We start from the raw sequence: 18730 nt of genomic DNA, 5'->3' as shown, positions 1-18730 counted from the left end.
TTCAGCGGACGACCATCAGGGTGAATGGCCACACATAGGCCTGCAGCGTCACGTACAGGCCGACCAGCGAGGCCAGCGCGATCGAGTGGAAGAACACGTAGCGCAGGATGTCGCCTTCGTGATTGAACCACCGCGTGGCGGTGGAGGCCACCACGATCGACTGGGCGTCGATCATCTTACCCATCACGCCGCCCGAGCTGTTGGCCGCGCCCATGAGGTTGGGCGCCAGGCCCAGCTGCTCGGCCGCGACCTTCTGCATGCCGCCGAACAGCACGTTCGACGCGGTGTCGGAGCCCGTCATGGCCACGCCGATCCAGCCCATGAGCGTGCCGAAGAAGGGATAGAACACGCCGGTGTTGGCGAACGCCAGGCCCAGCGTGGTGTCGGTGCCCGAGTAGCGCGTGAGCGTGCCCAGCGCGAGCATCAGCACGATGGTCATGAGCGAGTAGCGCACCATCCAGAGCGTGCGAAAAAAGGTGCGCACGATCTCGACCGGGTTGTACTTCATGAACAGCGCACTCACGATCGCCGACAGCAGGATGCCGGTGCCGGTGGCCGACAGCAGGTTCAGCACGTACACCGCGCCTTCCTTGGTGGGCGCGGTGACCACCGGCGGCATCTTCTCGATCAGGTTGTGCAGCCCGCCCATCGGGAACGAGGGCGCGAAGACGCCGTTGAGCGCGGTCTTCACCGCCGGCAGGCCCCAGATGAAGACGAACACCGAAAGAATCACCCAGGGCATCCACGCGCGCACCAGCGCCTCGCGGCTGTGCACGACGATGGCGGCCGGCGGCTTGGCCTCGTGCGCGCTCACGTCCTTGCCGCGCAGCGAGGGCGAGCGCCACACGTTCTTGGGCTGCCACACGCGCAGGAACAGCACCAGGCTGGCCATCGACACGATGGCCGCGATGATGTCGACGAGCTCGGGGCCGATGAAGTTCGACACCAGGTACTGCGGCACCGCGAACGACACCCCCGTGACCAGGATGGCGGGCCACACTTCCATCATCGCCTTGCGTCCGGCGAAGGCCCAGACCAGCCAGAACGGCACCAGCAGCGAGAAGAACGGCAGCTGCCGGCCGATCATCGCGGTGACTTCCATCAGGTCGTAGCCGTGCACCTTGGCCAGCGTGATCACCGGCGTGCCGAGCGCGCCGAAGGCCACCGGCGCCGTGTTGGCGATCAGCGAGAGCCCCGAGGCGGCCAGCGGCGAGAAGCCCAGCCCGATCAGGATGCCGGCCGTGACCGCCACCGGCGTGCCGAAGCCCGCCGCGCCCTCGAAGAACGCGCCGAAGCAGAAGGCGATCAGCAACAGCTGGATGCGGCGGTCTTCGGTGATGCCCGAGAGCGAGTCCTGCAGCACCTTGAAGCTGCCGTTCTGTTCGGCCAGCTGCTGCAGGAAGATGATGTTCAGCACGATCCAGCCGATCGGCAGCAGGCCCGTGAAGCCGCCGAAGAGCGCGGCGCGCCCGGCCATTTCGGCCGGCATGCCGTAGGCGAACACGGCGACGGCAAGGGCCGCCAGCAGGCCGAGGCCGGCGGCGATGTGGGCCTTGATGTGGAAGAAGCCGAGGCACGCGAGCATCACCACCACCGGGATCGCGGCGAGCGCGGTGGAAATGATCATGTTGCCGAACGGGTCGTAGATCTGCTGCCAGGTCATGCGTTGTCTCCGGGGAGGCTGTTGTTGTGCCCCGCACTCTAGGGAGATGCGCACCGTCCGGATTGAAGGTTTTTTGCCCGGACCTTGATAAAAATTTGTCGGGCCGGCGTGTCGGTCAGTGCAGCGTCTGAACGATCCAGTCGACGAAGGCCGCGCACTCCCAGCGCTCCAGCGTGCCCGGCTGCCAGCAGATGTAGTGGCGGTGCGGCGAGGGCACGGGGCGTTCCGACAGCGCCACCAGCCGCCCCGATTCGAACCAGGCGGCGCCCAGCTTCTGTCGCACCAGCGCCACGCCGAAGCCGCTGGCGGCCGCGTCGTAGACCAGGCCCAGGTCGTTGAACTGCGCGCCCAGGTGCGGCTCGGGCTGGTCGATGCCGCAGCTCGCGAACCAGGTGCCCCAGGGCTCGAGCGGGCTGCGGATCAGCCGCGCGCTGGCGATCTCGGCCGCGGTGCGAAAGCCGTCGAAGGGCCCGAACTCGTTGAGGTAGCTCGGGCTGCAGGCGGGCACCACGTCCTCGGCGATGAGCAGGCGGTGCTCGCAGTCGGCGTACGCGCCGATGCCGTAGCGCACCTGCAGGTCGGTCTGCTCGGCCGTGACGTCGAGCAGCGGGATCGACACGTGCAGCGCCAGTTCGATGTCGGGGTAGATGTTGCGAAAGAGCTCCAGCCGCGGCATCAGGAACTGGCGGCTGAAGGTGGGCGTGACCGCCACGCTCAGGCGCGGTGCGCGCAGCGCCGCGTCACGGCTGCCGGGCGTGGCCTGCTGCAGCGCGGCCAGGCCGACGCGCACGTTCGCCAGGTAGGCCGCGCCGTCGGCCGTGAGGCTGAAGTCGCTGCGCCCGAAGAGCTTGAAGCCCACGTGCGCCTCGAGCTGGCGGATGCGGTGGCTCACGGCGCTGGCCGTCACGCACAGCTCGTCGGCCGCGCGGCCCGCATGCCGCAGGCGCGCGACGGCCTCGAAGGTCAGCAGGCATTGGATCGGGGGGATGTGGTGCAGGGCCATCCTCGGCAGCGGCCCGACTCAGTCTTCGAAGAAATTCACCGGCAGGCCCGGCGTGTCGACGCGCATCGAGAGCACGGTGCCCGAGGCCGGACGCTGCACCAGCTCGTCGGCCGGGCGGCCCTTGCGCCCGCTGGTGACGAACAGGGTGCGCAGGTCGTCGCCGCCGAAGCAGGGCATGGTCGGGCACTGCACGGGCACCGCGATGGCGGCCACGCGCTCGCCCGTGGGCGCAAAGCGCAGCAGCTGCGCGCCTTCGAACATCGCGACCCAGTAGTGGCCGGCGGCGTCGACGGTGGCGCCGTCGGGGCGGCCGTCGTAGTGCGTGGGCGTGCTGGGTACCCAGCCCGCGGGCTTGGGATCGAACTGCTGGAACACGCGCGCATGCGACAGCGTGTTGGCCTCGGCGTCCCAGTCCCAGGCGCGCACCACGTGCGCGGCGGTGTCGGCCCAGTACAGGGTGCGGTTGTCGGGCGAGAACGCCAGGCCGTTGGCGGTGGTGACATGCTCCAGCATCGACGTGATGGTGGGCGAGACGTCCCCCGGGCGTGCGTCGAAGCAGTAGAGCGCGGCGTTGGCGCGGTCCTTGGCCTCGTTGAGCGAGCCGGCCCAAAAGCGGCCGAGCGCGTCGCACTTGCCGTCGTTGAAGCGCATGGTGCGCACGTCGTGCTCCGCGCGCGCCATCGCGACGAGGCTGCCGCCCCACTCGCGGGCCCGGTAGATGCCGTCGCGCAGCGCGATCACGAGGCCGCCGCTGCGTGCCGGCGCCATGCAGCCGGGTTCGGTGGGCAAGGCCCATCGCTCGACCGTGGCCGTGGGCGAACCGATCTCGCCGCGCGTGCGCAGCACGGCGCGGCCCGGGATGTCGAGCCAGTAGAGCGCGCGTTCGTGCGGATGCCAGAACGGCGATTCACCCAGCTCGCAGAGGCTGTCTTCGATGGAGGTCCACATGGTGGGGCGATTGTGCCCCCGGCCACGCGGGCCGCGGGCAAAAAAAAGCCCGCTGACGCCGAAGCGCTCGCGGGCTGAACATCCAAAGGAGACTCGCCTGAAAAAACCGGGAGTGGTTGTTCTTCTTTGTATCGAAAAGGGTGGTGGTGGTCTTTGAAGCGCGGGGGCCGGCGCCGTGCCGGACCACCCGCTGTCTGTGTGCGAATCAGCGGTTGTAAGCCGTTTCGCCGTGGGACGAGATGTCGAGGCCTTCGCGCTCTTCTTCTTCCGACACACGCAGGCCGAGGGTCAGGTCGGCGATCTTGTAGGCGATGAACGCGACCACGCCGGACCACACGATGGTGAACAGCACGCTCTTGACCTGGATCCAGACCTGCGCGCCCATCGAGAAGGTGTCGGGGGTCAGGCCGCCGGTGCCGCCCAGGCCCTTGGCGGCGAACACGCCGGTCAGGATGGCACCCAGGATGCCGCCCACGCCGTGCACGCCGAACACGTCGAACGCGTCGTCCGCGCCGAGCATGCGCTTGAGACCGCCCACGCCCCACAGGCAGACCAGGCCGGCCAGCAGGCCCATCACGATCGAGCCCATCGGGCCGACGAAACCGGCGGCGGGCGTGACGGCCACGAGGCCGGCCACGGCACCGGATGCGGCGCCCAGCATCGAGGCCTTGCCCTTGTGCAGGCTCTCACCCAGGATCCACGACAGGGCCGCGGCGGCGGTGGCGAGCACCGTGTTCACGAAGGCCAGGCCGGCGGCGGCGTTGGCCGCACCTGCCGAGCCGGCGTTGAAACCGAACCAGCCGACCCACAGCAGCGAAGCGCCGACCATGGTGAGCGTGAGCGAGTGCGGCGTGAAGGCTTCCTTGCCGTAGCCCACGCGCTTGCCGACCATGTAGGCACCGACCAGGCCGGCGATACCGGCGTTGATGTGCACCACGGTGCCGCCGGCGAAGTCGAGCGCGCCGTCCTTGCCCAGCAGGCCGCCGCCCCACACGATGTGGGCCATGGGCACGTAGCTGAAGGTGAACCAGATCACCGAGAACAGCAGCACGGCCGAAAACTTGGCGCGTTCTGCAAAAGCGCCGACGATCAGCGCCACGGTGATGGCCGCGAAGGTGCCCTGGAAGGCGAAGAACACGTATTCGGGGATCGTGGTCAGCGCGCCGAAGGTCTCCTGCGTGATGCCCTTCATGAAGATCTTGTCGAAGCTTCCGAAGAAGTTGCCGTCGCCCGTGAAGGCCAGGCTGTAGCCGTAGATGGCCCACAGCAGGCTGATGAGCGAGAAGATCACGAAGACCTGCATCAGCACCGACAGCATGTTCTTGGAACGGCCCAGGCCGCCGTAGAACAGCGCCAGGCCGGGAATGGTCATCAGGATCACGAGCAGGGTCGAGGTGAGCATCCAGGCGGTGTCGCCGGAGTCGACCTTGGGCGCGGGGGCGGCGGCCGGTGCGGCGGGCGCAGCTTCGGCAGCAGCGGGTGCCGCAGCCGCTGCAGGAGCGGGCGCAGCCGCGGCAGGTGCAGCAGGTGCCGATGCAGCCGGTGCCTCAGGGGTGGCGGCGGGTGCCTGGGCCAGCGCCGAAGTACCGGCGACGAAGACGCTCAAGCCGAGCGCAAGAGAGACAAGAAGTTTTTTCATAGTCGTTGTTCTTTCGGGCCAGGACTCGATCAGAGGGCTTCGCGGCCCGTTTCGCCGGTGCGGATGCGCACGACCTGCTCGAGGTTGTAGACAAAGATCTTGCCGTCGCCGATCTTCCCGGTGCGCGCGGCACCTTCCACCGCCTCGATCACGCGGTCGACCAGCTCGTCGGAGATGGCCGCCTCGATCTTCACCTTGGGCAGGAAGTCGACCACGTACTCGGCGCCGCGGTACAGCTCGGTGTGGCCCTTCTGGCGACCGAAGCCCTTCACTTCCGTGACGGTGATGCCCTGCACGCCGATGGCCGAGAGCGCTTCGCGCACCTCGTCGAGCTTGAACGGTTTGATGATGGCTGTGACCAGCTTCATGATGAGTTGCTCCTTCTGGATGGATGAAAGGCGGCGCGGCAACGTGGGCCGCGCCTGGTTGTTGTGTCGATTACAGCGTCTTCGTCAGCGTGAGGATGAAGCGTGCCTTGTTGGGCGAGTAGTAGGTGGTGCCGAAGGTGCCGAAGTCGGGGATCTCGATGCCCGGGTAGGCCACGACCTGGTAGTTGGACTTCTTGTTGGCGCCCTGCACCGAGCCCGTGAGCGTCAGGCCGCTGCCGAAGTCGTAGGTGGCGCCGATGTTGTAGTCCACGTAGCTCTTGTAGCCCAGGCTGCGGATGTCGCTGGACATGTTGGTGAAGCCGACGGCCGCCTTGAGCGTGACCTTGGGCACGATCTCCTTGCTGTAGGCCAGGTTCAGGTAGCCGGTGTTGCGGCCCTTCAGGCCCGAGCCCGTCTTGGCGCCGGCGTAGCCGAAGTAGTCCTTGGACACCGTGTGCGAGTACTTGGCCGTGAACGAGCCGAAGCTGTCGTTGGCGTAGGTGGCGCCCACGTACAGCTCGGTGGTGTTGCCCACCGAGTTGCCCGGGTAGATGTAGGTGAGCGCACCGACGTCCATGTCGACCGGGCCGGCCTTGAACTTGTAGCCGCCGTACAGGTCGCTCTCGATGCTGTTGCCCTTGAGCCAGTTGACGCTAGAGTTCCAGTTGCCGACGTAGAAGCCGCTGTCGCCGAAGGCGTAGTCGAAGCCGCCCTGAATGGCGGGCTTGAAGCCCTTGGTCTTGGCGTAGTCGTTCTTGCCGATCATGTCCTGGTCCTGGCCGCGGAACTTGTAGTTCGTGGTCAGCGAGACATTGCCCGTGAGCAGGGGCGCGGGCGCCGGTGCGGCGGCGTCGGCGGCCTGGGCCATGGCGGCGCCCGAGGCGGTCAGTGCAGTGGCCAGAACGATCAACGCCTGGGCGGCGGTACGGTGCGTCATCAGGGAACTCCTCGCAAGTGTGTTGTTGGACCTGAGCACCCTCAAAGCAGGGAGCGTGCCAAACTGCACGAATACCGCCCCGGCCAGAGGGCGCAGGTGTCCGGCGATGAGCGCCAAATCGTTACAAGCCCTGTTTCCGGCAGTTGCACACGCTTGCACGCTGCACGGTCCTGGGCTTGCACGTCGCAGGCGCACCAACTTGGGGAGAGGGAGAAAAATGAGTCTGTCTTTGGTGCAAAGCCGCGCCTTGCTCGGCCTGGAGGCCGCCGCCGTCACGGTCGAGGTGCATCTGGCGAACGGCCTGCCGAGCTTCACGCTGGTCGGGCTGGCCGAGACCGAGGTCAAGGAGGCGCGCGAGCGCGTGCGCTCGGCGATCCAGAACGCCGGGCTCGAATTTCCGACCAACAAGAAGATCGTGGTGAATCTCGCCCCGGCCGACCTGCCGAAGGACTCGGGCCGCTTCGACCTGCCCATTGCCCTGGGCATCCTCGCGGCCAGCGGGCAGATCGAGAACGCCCGCCTCGCCGGCCACGAGTTCGCCGGTGAGCTGTCGCTGTCGGGCGAACTGCGCCCCGTGCGCGGCGCGCTCGCGATGGCCGTGGCCACCTACACCCAGGGCTCGGCCGTGCGGCTGGTGCTGCCCCTGGACAGCGCCCAGGAGGCCGCGCTGGTGCCCGGCGCGCAGGTGTACGGCGCCCGGCACCTGCTCGACGTGGTGCGCCAGTTCGTCGCCAGCGGCGGCGGGCCGGTCGACGCGACCGACGACGGCTGGACCCGCGTGCGCGCCGCGCCCGGCGACGGCGCCCCGCGCTATGCCGACCTGGCCGACGTCAAGGGCCACACCGGCGCCAAGCGCGCCCTCGAGATTGCCGCGGCCGGCGGCCACAGCCTGCTCATGATGGGCGAGCCGGGCTCGGGCAAGTCGATGCTGGCGCACCGCTTCGCCGGCCTGCTGCCGCCGATGAACGTGGACGAAGCGCTGGAGAGCGCGGCCATCGCCAGCCTCGACGGCCGGCTGGCGCCCGAGCGCTGGATGAGCCGCCCGACGGCCACGCCGCACCACACGGCGAGCGCGGTGGCGCTGGTGGGCGGCGGCTCGCCGCCCCGGCCGGGCGAGATCTCGCGCGCGCACCACGGCGTGCTGTTTCTCGACGAGTTCCCCGAGTTCACGCGCGGCGCGCTCGAAGCCCTGCGCGAGCCGCTGGAGACCGGCACCATCACGATCACCCGCGCCGCCCGGCGCGCGGAGTTTCCGGCACGCTTCCAGCTCATCGCCGCGATGAACCCCTGCCCCTGCGGCTACCTCGGTTCCACGCTGAAGCCATGCCGCTGCACGCCCGAGCGCATCGCGCGCTACCAGAGCAAGCTCAGCGGCCCGCTGCTGGACCGCATCGACCTGCACATCGAGGTGGCGGCCGTGTCGGCGCCGCAGCTGCTCGATGCGCCGGCGGGCGAATCGACCGACAGCATCCGCGCGCGCGTGGTGGGCGCACGCGACCGCGCGCTGCAACGCCAGGGCCACGCGAACCAGGCGTTGCAGGGGCGTGCGATCGACACGCACGCCGTGCTCGACGGCCCCGCCCGCCAGCTGCTGCAGCAGGCGGCCGCGCGGCTGGGCTGGTCGGCGCGCAGCACGCACCGCGCGCTGAAGGTGGCACGCACCATCGCCGACCTCGCGGGGCAGGACGCCGTGCAGGCGGCGCACGTGGCGGAGGCCGTGCAGTACCGCCGCGCATTGCGCACCGGCACGCCCTGACCCGCCGCCCTCTTACTTGAACTCGTGGCTCACGACCGGTGCGGACTTGCTGTCCTGCACCGTCACGCGCTGGCGGTAGGCCGTGAGGTCGCCGTTGCGCACCTCGATCGTGTAGATGCCCGGGCGCAGCGGCAGCGACTTGAGCGGCGGGCTCACGCCGCGGTCGGCGCCGTCGATGAAGACCTGGCCCCAGGGCCGGATGTTGAACTGCACGCGGCCCATGCCGGGTGCCGCGGCCGGCGGCGGTGGCGGGGCCGGCGGTGCGCCCGCGATCACGGTCGGCACGGGGTTCGTGCTGCCCGCGGCGGGCGGCGGCGGTGACTGCCGGTTGAGCTGGGCGATGGCGTTGCGCGCCTCGCGCGCATGCAGGCCGCGGCGGTGGCGCCGCAGGTAGGCCTCGTAGCCTTCGCGGGTGTTCTCGGCCTGGGCCAGGTTCCAGTCTTCCACCTCGGCGACCACGGCGGGGTCGGGGGGCGGCGGCGCTTCGGGTTGCGCCGGCGGTGCAGGCGGCGCGGACTGTGCCTCGGGCTCGGCCGGCGGCGCAGCAGGCGGCGTGGGCGCGGCGGCGATGGGCACGTTGTCGAGCGGGCTCAGCGGGGCGCTGGCCGATGCGGCGGGCGCGGACGCCGGCGGCGCCTCGGAGGTCGCGCCGGCCGGCGGCATCGCGGCCGGGGGCGCGCCCGGATCGGACATCGGCGTGCCGGGCGGCGGCGCGGCCGCAATCATCGGATCGGACGGTGCCTTGGCCGTCAGCCGCCAGCCGATCCAGCCGCCGACCGCGAACAGCGCCAGCACCAACGCACCGACGAGGAACCACGGCGGGCGCTTCGATGCCTTCTTCGGTCGTGCGACAGGCGATGGCGGCGCAGGCGGCGGCGGTGCCTGCACGCGCGCGGTCGCCGCTTCCACAGGCACGGGCTGCACCTCGGGCGCGGGCGGTGGCGCTTCCTCCACCGGCTCCGGTGCAGGCGGCTCCTGCGGCACGGGCGCCGCGACGGGCACGACAACAGCGGCAGCAGCAGCCGGCGGCGCCGCCCGGTCCACCACATACAGATCGCCCAGCTTCACCAACCCCAGCTCCGCCGCGAAGGCCGCCACCGTCTGCGTGCGGTCCTTGCTGTGCACGGCCAGCGTGTGGTCCACCGCGGCGCAGAAGGCCAGGCTCAGGTCGTCGCGGTCCATCGACGACAGCGGCACGTAGGCATCCTGCACGCTGCGCACCACGGCCGAGGGCGGCGGGTGGCCGGTCACCGCGCGGTACAGCACGGCGCCCAGCGCATAGAGGTCGGTCCACGCGCCCTGCAGCAGCGTGTTGTCGTCGGCGTACTGCTCGATCGGCGAGTAGCCCGACTTCACCATCACCGCGACCTCGTCGACCAGGTCGGCGATCGACTTGCGCGCGGCGCCGAAGTCCAGCAGCACCGGGCGGTCGTCCTGCTGCTGGATGAAGATGTTGTCGGGCGCGATGTCGCGGTGGAAGCACTGGCTGTGGTGCAGCGTGTCGAGCGCGCCCAGCAGCGGCCCCAGCATGCCCAGCAGCCAGGGCTCGGTCAGCGTGGCCGGCTCGCTCTCGGCCAGCTGGCGCAGCGTGCGGCCCTTGTACAGCTGGATCGCCATGTAGGCGGTGGAGTTGGCCTCCCAGAAGCGATGCACCCGCACCAGCGCCGGGTGGCTGAACTGCGCCAGCGTGCGCGCCTCGTTGATGAAGCTGCGCAGCCCCGCCGCGAAGGTGGCGGTGAGCCGCTCGGAGCGCACGTGCACGCTGTTGTCGCCCACGCGGCGCGCGAGCATCGAGGGCATGTATTCCTTGACCGCCACCTCGCGCTGCAGCGAGTGGTCGTAGGCGCGGTAGACGATGCCGAAGCCGCCCTCGCCGATGACTTCGAGCAGCTCGAACTCGTCGAGCCGGTGGCCCGTGCCGAGGGGATGGGGGCGCTCCTCCTGCGGGTCGGGCGTCGCGCTAGGGCTGGCGGGCGTCGTCATGGGGTGTCTCTTCTTCCTGCGGGTGGGTCGGGCGCGTCATGCCCATGGCACGTGGCCTTGCGAAAACAACTGGGAAAACAGCGGCGTGTTGAGCCCGCCGCCGTGCGCCGCGGTGCGCAGCGGCGAGCCGTCGGCCTGGTTGGTCCACCAGTAGCTGGTGCCGCCGAAGGGGTCGAAGCACAGCGGCAGCTCGGGCCAGCCCAGGCGCTGCTGCGCGCTCGCGCCGCGTGCACCGTTGGCCGGGCCGGCGGCCGCGCCGAGGATCGAGAGGATGTCGTCCGAGCCGCCGCTGGCGGTGCGAAAGCCCGTGCGGCCCGCGGCCAGCACCTGGCTGTCGAAGAGGTCGGGCGCCACGCCGTGGCGGATGGCCTGCAGCAGCGCGCTGCCGCACTGCCAGTACCAGGCGGCCGAACCTTCGAGCAGCGCGGGGTGGTAGCGCGCCGCGTCCACCTGCAGCGCCACGCAGGCCGGGTAGTAGCGGCCCACGCGGTCGCAGCTGGGCGCGATGCAGCCCAGTTGCACCGCGTTCACGCCGTGCGTGGCCGGAATGGCGAAGTTCCAGACCGGGGCCACCGCGTAGTGGCGCGTCATGGCGTCGGGCCAGCGCTTGAAGCTGCCCAGGCCGTTCTGCATCCAGCGGTCCCACCAGGCCTGCAGTTCGCGCGGCATGCGGCGGTAGAGAAAGTCGCCGGCCGACGGCAGCTTGCCGTACCAGCCGATCTGCTCGTCGAGCGGCGACCAGGCGTGCGGGGGAGGCGTCATCCTAGGATTTCCCGGGGCAGGAGAAGCTGTTCATCTGCGACAGCCGCAGCGGGTTGTAGACGCTGTTGGCCGTCACCGCGAGCACCACCTTCTTGCCTTGCAGATCGAAGGTCGCGTTGAACGACTCGGGCGTGCGCCCCGACGAGATCGAGGCCTTGTCGAACAGCCGGTGCAGCGCCCACGGCCCTTCGGTCACGATGCCGCCGGCCGGCGTGCCGTTGGCCACGGTGACCTGCAGCCGCACCTGGTTGCTGTTGCGCGGGCCGGGCCACTTGATGCTGCTGGGCGCCTGCGGGCCGTGGGCGTAGCGCACCGTCTGGCCGTCGATGTCCAGCGTGAACTGCGTGAGCGTGGCGTCCATGTCCTCGGGCCGGATGTCGAGCGTGAACGAGGGCGTGCGCCCGCCCGCCATGCCCGTGAAGAACACGTCGCGGATCGCCTGCGCCTTCTGGAACGCATCGAGGTAGGCCGAGCGCCCCGACGCGCTGCCGTCCACGCCGCGCTTGAAGGTCCACGGGTTGACCGAGGTGTCGACCTGCGAGGCGAGGTTCTTCTGGAAGAAGTCGTCCATCATCCCGCCGGGCGCGAACAGCTGCGCGAAGTCGCCGGCCGCCACGTCGCGGTTGGAGCCGCGCGCGAACGGGTAGCGCCCCGCGATCGCCTGGCTGCAGAACTGCCCGATGGTGGCGGCCGCGTTCTGCCCGATGTTCTGCCGCGTCACCGCCGCGGCCTTCGACGACGCGGTGGCCGACAGGTCGTTCAGCATGCCCTGGAACGGCACCGGCAGGCGCCCCGCTTCGGCCTGCAGCTTGGTCACGGCGTCGCCGGGCGGCGGGATGTTGCCGCTGCGCAGCGCGGTGTCGGTGGCGGTGAGGAAGGTGTACAGCTCGTTGATGAGCGCGGCCGTCTGGTCCAGCGGCGTCTGGCCGCCGGCCTTGGGCGCGGTCACCATGCGCCGCAGCGGCGCGAAGTGGTTGTCGACCAGCGACTCGGGCCGGTCGGGCGCGGTGTTGCGGCGCTGGCTGCCGTCGGGCTGGCCGATGAGCTGCTCGATGCGCTCGCGCGTGCTGGTCACGCGGTTCTGTGCCTGGTCGAGCAGGCTGCGCGTGGCCTCGTCGTGGTTGCGCAGCAGGTCGGTTTCGCGCGCCGCGCCGCGGATGAGGCGCGACATCGGCGACTCGCCGGTCGACAGCACGCGCGTCATCTGGATGCTCTGCAGCAGCGACTTGCTCTCGGCCAGCCGGATGTCTGCCAGGTACTCGTCCCAGGTGCGGATGTAGTCGCTGAGGTACAGGCGCCGCACCTCGCGCAGCAGCAGCTCGCGCGAGGTGATGTCGGCGATGCCCGGCGCGCGGATCTGCAGCACCCAGCGGTCTTCCTGCTCCAGCGCCAGCGTGGTCTCGGCCATGCGCTTGTCGAAGATGTCCCAGTAGCCGCGGTAGGTGAAGAGCGTGGGAATGCCGTCGGTCAGCGGCTTGCCGCTGGCGCGCCGCACCACCAGCGCCGACTCCGCGCCGCCCGCCTCGGCGATGGTGAAGGCATTGGGCGCGCTGGTCTGCAGGAGGATGCGGCGCAGCCGCGCGTACGAGCGCTGCGCCAGCGGCACGCCGGCCAGGCGCTCGCGCGTCTGCGCGATGAGCTTGTCGTCCTTGGTGAAGGGCGAGCTCACGACGCGGTCGGCGAACAGCGTCTTCAGGTGTGCTTCGAGGTTCGTGCGCTGCTCGCGCGTGAGCGAGGCGCCGATCTTGCGGTCGACGTCGGTCAGCAGCCAGGCCTGCAAGAAGTCGGCGTCGTAGCGCTCGGGCTCGTACAGCATGAGGTAGGCCTTGAGCGCCTCGTAGCTGTATTCGGCATCAAGCTTCGCGGCCTCGCGCAGCGACTGCTCCACGCGTTGCGCGGCCTGCGGCAGCAGCACGGTTTCGAGCGCGCGCTGGTACACGCCGTCGGTGGCGGCCTGCAGTTTCTCGCCCTGGTAGAGGCCGAAGCGGTAGCCCACGGGCGGATCGCCGATGTCGAACTCGGCAGACTTCGGCAGGTCGCGCAGGCGGTCGAGGATGAGCAGCGAGCTCGCGATGTCGCCGCTCGAATCGACCACCGTCGGCAGCTCGCCGCGCGCGGCGGCCTTGTTGAAGGCCTTGGCGTTGCCATCCACCTCGGCCACGTAGGCCTTGTTGTGGCGCCAGCTGTTGGCCCACGCGCCGAGCAGCACCACCGCGAGCACGCCGACCAGCGCGTAGCCCGCGAGGTCGATCGCGCGGCGGCGGCGGTACCAGCGCAGGTTGGTGCCGGCCACGCCCGCGTCGCGGAAGATCACCTGCTGCAGCAGCTCTTTCAGGAAGTAGCTCTTGCCCGGGCCCGGCGGCGGCGCGGGCGGCGCGTTCACCTGCAGGTAGCGCTTGATGGCGCCCATCACGCGGTCGAAGGCCGTGCCCTCCTGCGTGCCGCTGGTGAAGTACACGCCGCGCAGCAGCGGCGCCACCTCGAACTTCGACGGGTTGAACACGTCGGCCAGGAAGGTGCCCAGGATGTCCTCGAAGCTCGCGAACTGCTGCGGCAGCAGGTAGGCCTGCGCGCGCCGCATCGGGTCGGGCTCGGTGGCCATCAGCTCGGGCAGGCGCTCGTCCAGGCGCTGGTGCAGCAGCTTGTATTCCTGGTGGAAGCGCTCGCGCAGGTCGGCCTTGGCCGGGTCGGCGGGGTTGCCTTCGATGGGGAAGGTGAAGCCCCACACCTGCTGGCGCTCGGCGCGGCCCAGCGAGCCGAAGTACTCGTTGAAGCCGGCCAGCAGGTCGGTCTTGGTGACCAGCACGTACACCGGGAAGTTGATGCCCAGGTCGTTGCGCAGCTCGAGCAGCCGCTTGCGCAGCGCCATCGCATGGCGCGCGCGCTGCGCGTCGTCGGCCAGCGGCAGGTCGGCGATGCTGATGGTGAGGATCGCGCCGTTGATCGGCTGGCGCGGCCGGAACTTCTTGAGCAGCTCGATGAAGCCCTTCCACTCGCCCTCGTCGGTCTCGCGGTGGCTCTCGTGCGTGGTGTAGCGACCGGCCGTGTCGATGAGCACCGCCTCGTTGGTGAACCACCAGTCGCAGTTGCGCGTGCCGCCGATGCCGCGCACCGCGGCCTTGCCGAGCTGGTCGGCGAGCGGAAAGTCGAGGTCGGAGTTGACCAGCGCCGTGGTCTTGCCCGAGCCCGGCGCGCCGATGAAGATGTACCAGGGCAGCTGGTAGAGGTACTGCCGGTCGAACAGCGCGAAGCGCCCGGCCGCCTTGCCGCCCGGGCCCGGGCCGAAGCGCATGTTCTTCAGCACCGCGGTGGCGTCGGCGAAGCCGCTGTGCAGCTCCTTGATCTCGGGCGCTTCTTCGGGCTTGGCCTCCTTCGCCTTGGGCGACGGCGTGCGCAGCTGGTGCAGCAGCTGCGCGTTCAGGCGCCGCTCGCGCCACTTGCGGTAGGCCACGCGCACCAGCCACACGCCGAACATCAGCGCGATGACCACGATGCGCACGAACTCGCCTTCGAGCGGCCGGTAGCGGCCCACGGCGATCACCGGGCCGATGACCCAGATCAGGAACGCGAGCGCGACCAGCCCGAAGAAGACCCAGAGGTCGCGGCTGACGAGAAAACGGAAGAGCGCGCGCAGCATCAGCGGGTTCCTCCTTGTGGTTGTTGCTGCCGGGGTTGCGGCGCAGACCCCGGCACGGGCACGCCCGCCACCGGCGCCACCAGCAGCGTCACCTCGACGCGCCGGTTGCGCGCGCGGTTGGCCGCCGAGTCGTTGGGCACCAGCGGATCGGCGTCGCCGCGGCCTTCGGCGCGCAGCCGCTCGGGCCGGCTCAGGCGCGTGGCGATCATGGCCTTCACCGCATCGGCGCGCGCCTGCGAGAGCTGCCAGTTGGACGGGAAGCGCACGCTGCGGATCGGCTGGTCGTCGCTGAAGCCGCTGACCAGCACGTTGCCTTCCACCGCGTTGAGCGCGTCGGCCACGCGCGCGAGCACCGGCGCGTAGCGGTCGAGCACGCGGTCGGAGCCCGAGGCGAACAGGCCGTCGCCGCGCAGCACCACCACGCTGCGGTCGGCCTCGTCGCGCACCGTGAGCAGGCCGTCGCGGATCTCGGGCTCGAGAAAGCGCTGCAGGCGCGGCTGCGCCGCGGGCACCGCCACCGCGCGCTGCGTCTGCGGCAGGCGCACCGCGTTCACGGCCGAGAAGGCGCCGTCGGAATGGCCCGCGAGGTTGAAGGTGAGCACCGCGAACACCAGCACCAGCAGCACCGCCGCCACCGCGCCCACGGCCCACACCGGCAGCCAGTGGCGCGTGCGGCGCACGGGCGCGCTCGCGTCCTGCCAGTGCGGCGACAGCGGCGCGGCGATTTCGCCGCGCGCCTGCCGGATGATCTGCAGCAGCCGCTGCTTGAGCGTCTCGAGTTGCGAGCGGCCGTTGTCGATGACGCGAAAGCGCCCCTCGAAGCCCATCGCCAGACAGAAGTAGATGAGCTCGATGAGGTGCAGGTGCTGCTGCGGGTTCTGCACCAGGCGCGACAGCAGCTGGAAGAACTTCTCGCCGCCCCAGGTCTCGTTGTGGAACATCACGAGCAGGCTCTGCGACGACCAGATGCTGCCGCCCCACGGCGTGAGCGCCGCGGCCTCGTCGACCGCGGTGCACAGGCAGTAGCGCGCGCCGATGATCACTTCGGGCGCGATGCCCGCCTGCTGCGCGCGCGTCTCGAAACGCCGCACCTCGTCGACCAGGTGTTCGCGCAGTTGCGCGGGCGACGGGTGGTGGCCGGTGGCGCGGATCTGCGGGATCAGGTCGAGCAGCGGGTTGGCCGCCGCCACCAGCGGGTTGTTGCCCGCCAGCGCCGTGTCGCCCGCATGCGGGCGCCGCGCGTCGTGCCATGCGGTGAAGGCATCGGGCTGGGGTTGCTGCTGGGGTTGCGGCCCCGGGCCGCTGTGCGTGGTCGCGCCGCCGCCTGGATTGGGCGGCACGAAGCCACCCGGGCCGACGGCCATGTCATTGGCACCGTTCATAGGGTCCCTCACGGACGGATGGCCCAGAACTCCATGGCGAGCCCCGGAAAGTCGCCGGCCAGGTGCATGGCGACGCCGCCCGATTTCTCGAGCTGGCGCCACATGTCGCCGCCCTTGTCGAGTTCGAAGTAGTGGTAGCCCGCGTGGTACGGGATCTGGCGCGGCGCCACCGGCAGCGAGCGCACGACCACGCCGGGCAGCTGCAGCTGCACGAGGTCGCGGATGCGCTCGACCGAGCCGATCTTGACCTGCGTCGGAAAGCGCTGCTGCACGGCATCGGCCGGCAGGTCGGCATGCACCGCGAGCACGAAGGCCGCGTTGCGCACCAGCACCGGGTCGGGCATGCGCCCCACGCGCACGCCGTGGCTGCGCTCTTCGAGTTCGATGGCGATGGCGCTCTGCTCGAGCACCGCCGACAGCGAACGCCGCAGCTCCTCCATCAACGGGCGGATGCTCTCGTTGAGGTTGTCGTGGTCGTACACCGGCCACACCACCGGACGGCGCGTGGGCGAGGTGTGCGTGGCCAGGTCGCAGGCCAGCTTGAGCCAGTCGACGAACAGCGTCTCGGGGTGCACCTGCACCGCCTGCTGCGCATGCCAGGTGAGAGCGAGGTAGCGGTTGACCAGCTCCAGCAGCAGGAAGTCGGAGACCTCGCTCACGCCGCCGCGCCCCGGCTGCGACAGCCGCGAGGCCAGCGCCTCGGAGCGCTGCGTGAGCAGGCCGTGCAGCTCGGCCGTCATGCTGCGCAGCATCGGGTGCGCCGAGGCATCGAGCACCGGCGGGATGTAGTTGGCATCGACCACCAGCTTGTGGTCGGTGCGCCGCTCGATCACGCGCACCGCGCCGATGGCCTGCCACTCGGCCGTGAGCGACGACGCGCGCGCCAGCCGCAGGCGCGGCTTCGCCAGCTGCAGCACCGCGGGGCCGAGCGCCACCGCGTTGCCGTCAGCCACTTCGCGTTCGACCACGCCGAAGCGCGCGGCCGAGCCTTCGTCTTCCGAGAAGATCACCTCTTCGCTGCCGGGCCTGCGCAGCGGCAGTGCGAGCACGATGAGTTCGTCGGTGAGGTCGGTGGGCACGTCGAAGGGCATGGGTGCGTCTTCGAGGCCGAACGAGAACGGCGTGCCGTCGGGCAGCACGCCCGCACCGCCGAGCAGCGACACGCGCCCGAGCGCGAAGGCATCGCGGTCGATGTCCAGGTGCAGCCATCCCCAGTAGGCACCCTGCATGCCCGCGGTGCGGCGAGTGACGTACTGCTCGACATAGCGCTCCATCTGCTGGAAGTGCTGGGGCCGCAGGTACATGCCTTCGGACCACACCACGCGATTCGCCAATGCCTGAGATTGGGCGCCCTGACCGGCTGCGCCCGCGTTGCGAACTGTCACCAAAGAACCTCCTGGAGTGCTCACACGGAGGCGGGAAATGCGCTGTACAGCGGCTCCCCGCTCGATCTTCTTTCGCGTCTGATGCTACACGGCGCCTCTTGCGTTTTGCATGCCTTTTCAGAGGCGAATGCGCCGCACTTTCGTATTAGCGCGCGCTGAAACTTAACGACTTGGTAGCAGTTCGAGGCCGCTCTTGCGCACCGCGATGCGCACGCTCTGCTCGCTCGGAGAAAACTGCCACACCTTGTAAAGATTCGTTTGTTTCGGCTCCTTCAACGGCAACACGATGCGCCACCGCGCCGCTTCCAGCTTGCGATAGCCGGCGATCACGCCGATGGCGCGCGAGTCGAGTCCGGCCTCGCGCTTGAACACGCGTTCCTCGCCGCTGCGCAAGATGGCCTGGTCCGCGTTCACGAGCTCGGTCATGAGCGTCTCGCGGTCGCGGTCCTGCAGCGCGAAGTAGTCTGCCGTTTCAAAGTTGCCGGAAGATTTCAGTTCGAAGACCTTCACGAGAATCGGTGCGGCCTGGCCGCGTCCGTCGGGATTCACGCCGTCGTCGATGCGCACGGTGATGGCATACGGCGTGGGCATCGACTTCGCTGTCGATGCGCAACCAGCGAGGCCTGCGAGCAACGGCGATGTGGCCAATGCGCCTTGAATCAAGGTCCGTCGATGCATGAGATCTCCCTGAAAGCTTCGCGATCTATATTATCGAAACCATGCACGCGCACGGTGTGCATTGCGTGCTGTTGCATCGTGATGCAACAGCACGCCCTCTCTCACGCATTGCCTCTCGCGAAGTAGGAGAAAAGATTGAAGTCTTGCCTGCCTGTTCTGTCTTTTGCCTTCATGCTTGCGCTGTTGAGCGGCTGCCAGAGCACCCCGGATGCCTCACAGCAACCCGAACGCCTGAGCCAGCAAGTGGCACGCACCACGCTCGAACGCGCGCAACAGGCCTACGATGCGGGCGACTACGCCAAGGCCATCTCCACCTTGAAGAGCGGTGGCGTGTCGGTGTTCGACGGGGCCGAGCCCGCAACGCGGCTGGCCGCACTCAAGCTCGAAGCCTTCAGCTACTGCGTGAACAACCAGATCGCGGAATGCCGCACGCAATTCCGCAAGCTCCTCGATGTGTTCCCGAGCTTCGACCTGAATGTCGCGGAACGCACCCACCCCGTGTGGGGCCCCGCGTTCGAGGCCGCGAAGAAGATGAAGCGCGGATGACAAGCGGCCGGCCACGGCCGCGCCCGGGCACGCTCGCGCCCAC

The 18730-nt window shown here is 69.7% G+C and carries 14 protein-coding genes; 2 read left to right on the top strand and 12 right to left on the bottom strand.

Annotation, left to right across the window (positions count from 1 at the left end):
- Position 1 precedes the first annotated feature (1 nt).
- From AC1RAA_RS26485 to AC1RAA_RS26460, 6 genes are all read right to left on the bottom strand, one after another.
- Positions 2-1663 carry an L-lactate permease gene (locus AC1RAA_RS26485; protein WP_307696522.1) on the bottom strand — a complete coding sequence of 554 codons (1662 nt, stop codon included), beginning with the start codon at positions 1661-1663 and terminating at the stop codon, positions 2-4.
- 115 nt (positions 1664-1778) lie between these two features.
- Positions 1779-2666: a LysR substrate-binding domain-containing protein gene (locus tag AC1RAA_RS26480; protein ID WP_062482020.1), complete on the bottom strand. Its 888-nt coding sequence runs from the start codon at positions 2664-2666 to the stop codon at positions 1779-1781.
- Positions 2667-2684: 18 nt separating this feature from the next.
- Positions 2685-3614 carry an SMP-30/gluconolactonase/LRE family protein gene (locus tag AC1RAA_RS26475; protein ID WP_307589546.1) on the bottom strand — a complete coding sequence of 310 codons (930 nt, stop codon included), beginning with the start codon at positions 3612-3614 and terminating at the stop codon, positions 2685-2687.
- A 205-nt stretch (positions 3615-3819) separates the two neighbouring features.
- Positions 3820-5253, bottom strand: coding sequence for an ammonium transporter (locus AC1RAA_RS26470; RefSeq protein WP_159273472.1), 1434 nt, complete (start codon positions 5251-5253; stop codon positions 3820-3822).
- A gap of 29 nt (positions 5254-5282) precedes the next feature.
- Positions 5283-5621, bottom strand: a complete 339-nt coding sequence (gene glnK / locus AC1RAA_RS26465; protein WP_056583732.1) for a P-II family nitrogen regulator — start codon at positions 5619-5621, stop codon at positions 5283-5285.
- Positions 5622-5691: 70 nt separating this feature from the next.
- Complete coding sequence (locus AC1RAA_RS26460) at positions 5692-6558, bottom strand: TorF family putative porin (protein ID WP_095949830.1); 867 nt, start codon at positions 6556-6558, stop codon at positions 5692-5694.
- 217 nt (positions 6559-6775) lie between these two features.
- Between AC1RAA_RS26460 and AC1RAA_RS26455 the strand changes: the two genes are divergently transcribed.
- Positions 6776-8314, top strand: a complete 1539-nt coding sequence (locus AC1RAA_RS26455) for a YifB family Mg chelatase-like AAA ATPase (RefSeq protein ID WP_492731410.1) — start codon at positions 6776-6778, stop codon at positions 8312-8314.
- 12 nt (positions 8315-8326) lie between these two features.
- Here AC1RAA_RS26455 and AC1RAA_RS26450 read toward each other — a convergent pair whose 3' ends face one another.
- The 6 genes from AC1RAA_RS26450 to tssJ form a co-directional block, all read right to left on the bottom strand.
- Positions 8327-10297 carry a serine/threonine-protein kinase gene (locus AC1RAA_RS26450; protein ID WP_492731408.1) on the bottom strand — a complete coding sequence of 657 codons (1971 nt, stop codon included), beginning with the start codon at positions 10295-10297 and terminating at the stop codon, positions 8327-8329.
- A 36-nt stretch (positions 10298-10333) separates the two neighbouring features.
- The gene (gene tagF, locus AC1RAA_RS26445) at positions 10334-11059 is read right to left on the bottom strand and encodes a type VI secretion system-associated protein TagF (RefSeq protein WP_492731406.1); all 726 of its coding nucleotides are present in this window, start codon (positions 11057-11059) and stop codon (positions 10334-10336) included.
- Between the two features lies 1 nt (position 11060).
- Positions 11061-14696, bottom strand: coding sequence for a type VI secretion system membrane subunit TssM (tssM, locus tag AC1RAA_RS26440; RefSeq protein ID WP_492731404.1), 3636 nt, complete (start codon positions 14694-14696; stop codon positions 11061-11063).
- Positions 14696-16078, bottom strand: a complete 1383-nt coding sequence (locus AC1RAA_RS26435; RefSeq protein WP_095949834.1) for a DotU family type VI secretion system protein — start codon at positions 16076-16078, stop codon at positions 14696-14698. Before AC1RAA_RS26435 ends, tssM begins: the two co-directional genes overlap by 1 nt.
- 8 nt (positions 16079-16086) lie before the next feature.
- Positions 16087-17382, bottom strand: coding sequence for a type VI secretion system baseplate subunit TssK (gene tssK / locus AC1RAA_RS26430; RefSeq protein ID WP_235926916.1), 1296 nt, complete (start codon positions 17380-17382; stop codon positions 16087-16089).
- Between the two features lie 243 nt (positions 17383-17625).
- Entirely contained in the window at positions 17626-18141 is a 516-nt protein-coding gene (tssJ, locus tag AC1RAA_RS26425; RefSeq protein WP_062473939.1) for a type VI secretion system lipoprotein TssJ, read from the bottom strand.
- 171 nt (positions 18142-18312) lie between these two features.
- On the opposite strand from tssJ, the gene AC1RAA_RS26420 reads away from it, so the two are divergent.
- Positions 18313-18687 (top strand): TssQ family T6SS-associated lipoprotein, encoded by a 375-nt coding sequence (locus AC1RAA_RS26420; RefSeq protein WP_223301458.1) that lies wholly within the window; start codon positions 18313-18315, stop codon positions 18685-18687.
- Positions 18688-18730: the final 43 nt, after the last annotated feature.

It is taken from the genome of Variovorax sp. GW823-FHT04F07 (genome assembly GCF_058795995.1).
This window is presented reverse-complemented; position numbering and strand designations above follow the sequence as displayed.

Coding starts and splice junctions, on each gene's coding strand:
- AC1RAA_RS26485 (WP_307696522.1), bottom strand. CDS start 1,663: ATGACCTGGCAGCAGATCTACGACCCGTTCGGCAACATGATCATTTCC.
- AC1RAA_RS26480 (WP_062482020.1), bottom strand. CDS start 2,666: ATGGCCCTGCACCACATCCCCCCGATCCAATGCCTGCTGACCTTCGAG.
- AC1RAA_RS26475 (WP_307589546.1), bottom strand. CDS start 3,614: ATGTGGACCTCCATCGAAGACAGCCTCTGCGAGCTGGGTGAATCGCCG.
- AC1RAA_RS26470 (WP_159273472.1), bottom strand. CDS start 5,253: ATGAAAAAACTTCTTGTCTCTCTTGCGCTCGGCTTGAGCGTCTTCGTC.
- glnK (WP_056583732.1), bottom strand. CDS start 5,621: ATGAAGCTGGTCACAGCCATCATCAAACCGTTCAAGCTCGACGAGGTG.
- AC1RAA_RS26460 (WP_095949830.1), bottom strand. CDS start 6,558: ATGACGCACCGTACCGCCGCCCAGGCGTTGATCGTTCTGGCCACTGCA.
- AC1RAA_RS26455 (WP_492731410.1), top strand. CDS start 6,776: ATGAGTCTGTCTTTGGTGCAAAGCCGCGCCTTGCTCGGCCTGGAGGCC.
- AC1RAA_RS26450 (WP_492731408.1), bottom strand. CDS start 10,297: ATGACGACGCCCGCCAGCCCTAGCGCGACGCCCGACCCGCAGGAGGAG.
- tagF (WP_492731406.1), bottom strand. CDS start 11,059: ATGACGCCTCCCCCGCACGCCTGGTCGCCGCTCGACGAGCAGATCGGC.
- tssM (WP_492731404.1), bottom strand. CDS start 14,696: ATGCTGCGCGCGCTCTTCCGTTTTCTCGTCAGCCGCGACCTCTGGGTC.
- AC1RAA_RS26435 (WP_095949834.1), bottom strand. CDS start 16,078: ATGAACGGTGCCAATGACATGGCCGTCGGCCCGGGTGGCTTCGTGCCG.
- tssK (WP_235926916.1), bottom strand. CDS start 17,382: ATGTACCTGCGGCCCCAGCACTTCCAGCAGATGGAGCGCTATGTCGAG.
- tssJ (WP_062473939.1), bottom strand. CDS start 18,141: ATGCATCGACGGACCTTGATTCAAGGCGCATTGGCCACATCGCCGTTG.
- AC1RAA_RS26420 (WP_223301458.1), top strand. CDS start 18,313: ATGCTTGCGCTGTTGAGCGGCTGCCAGAGCACCCCGGATGCCTCACAG.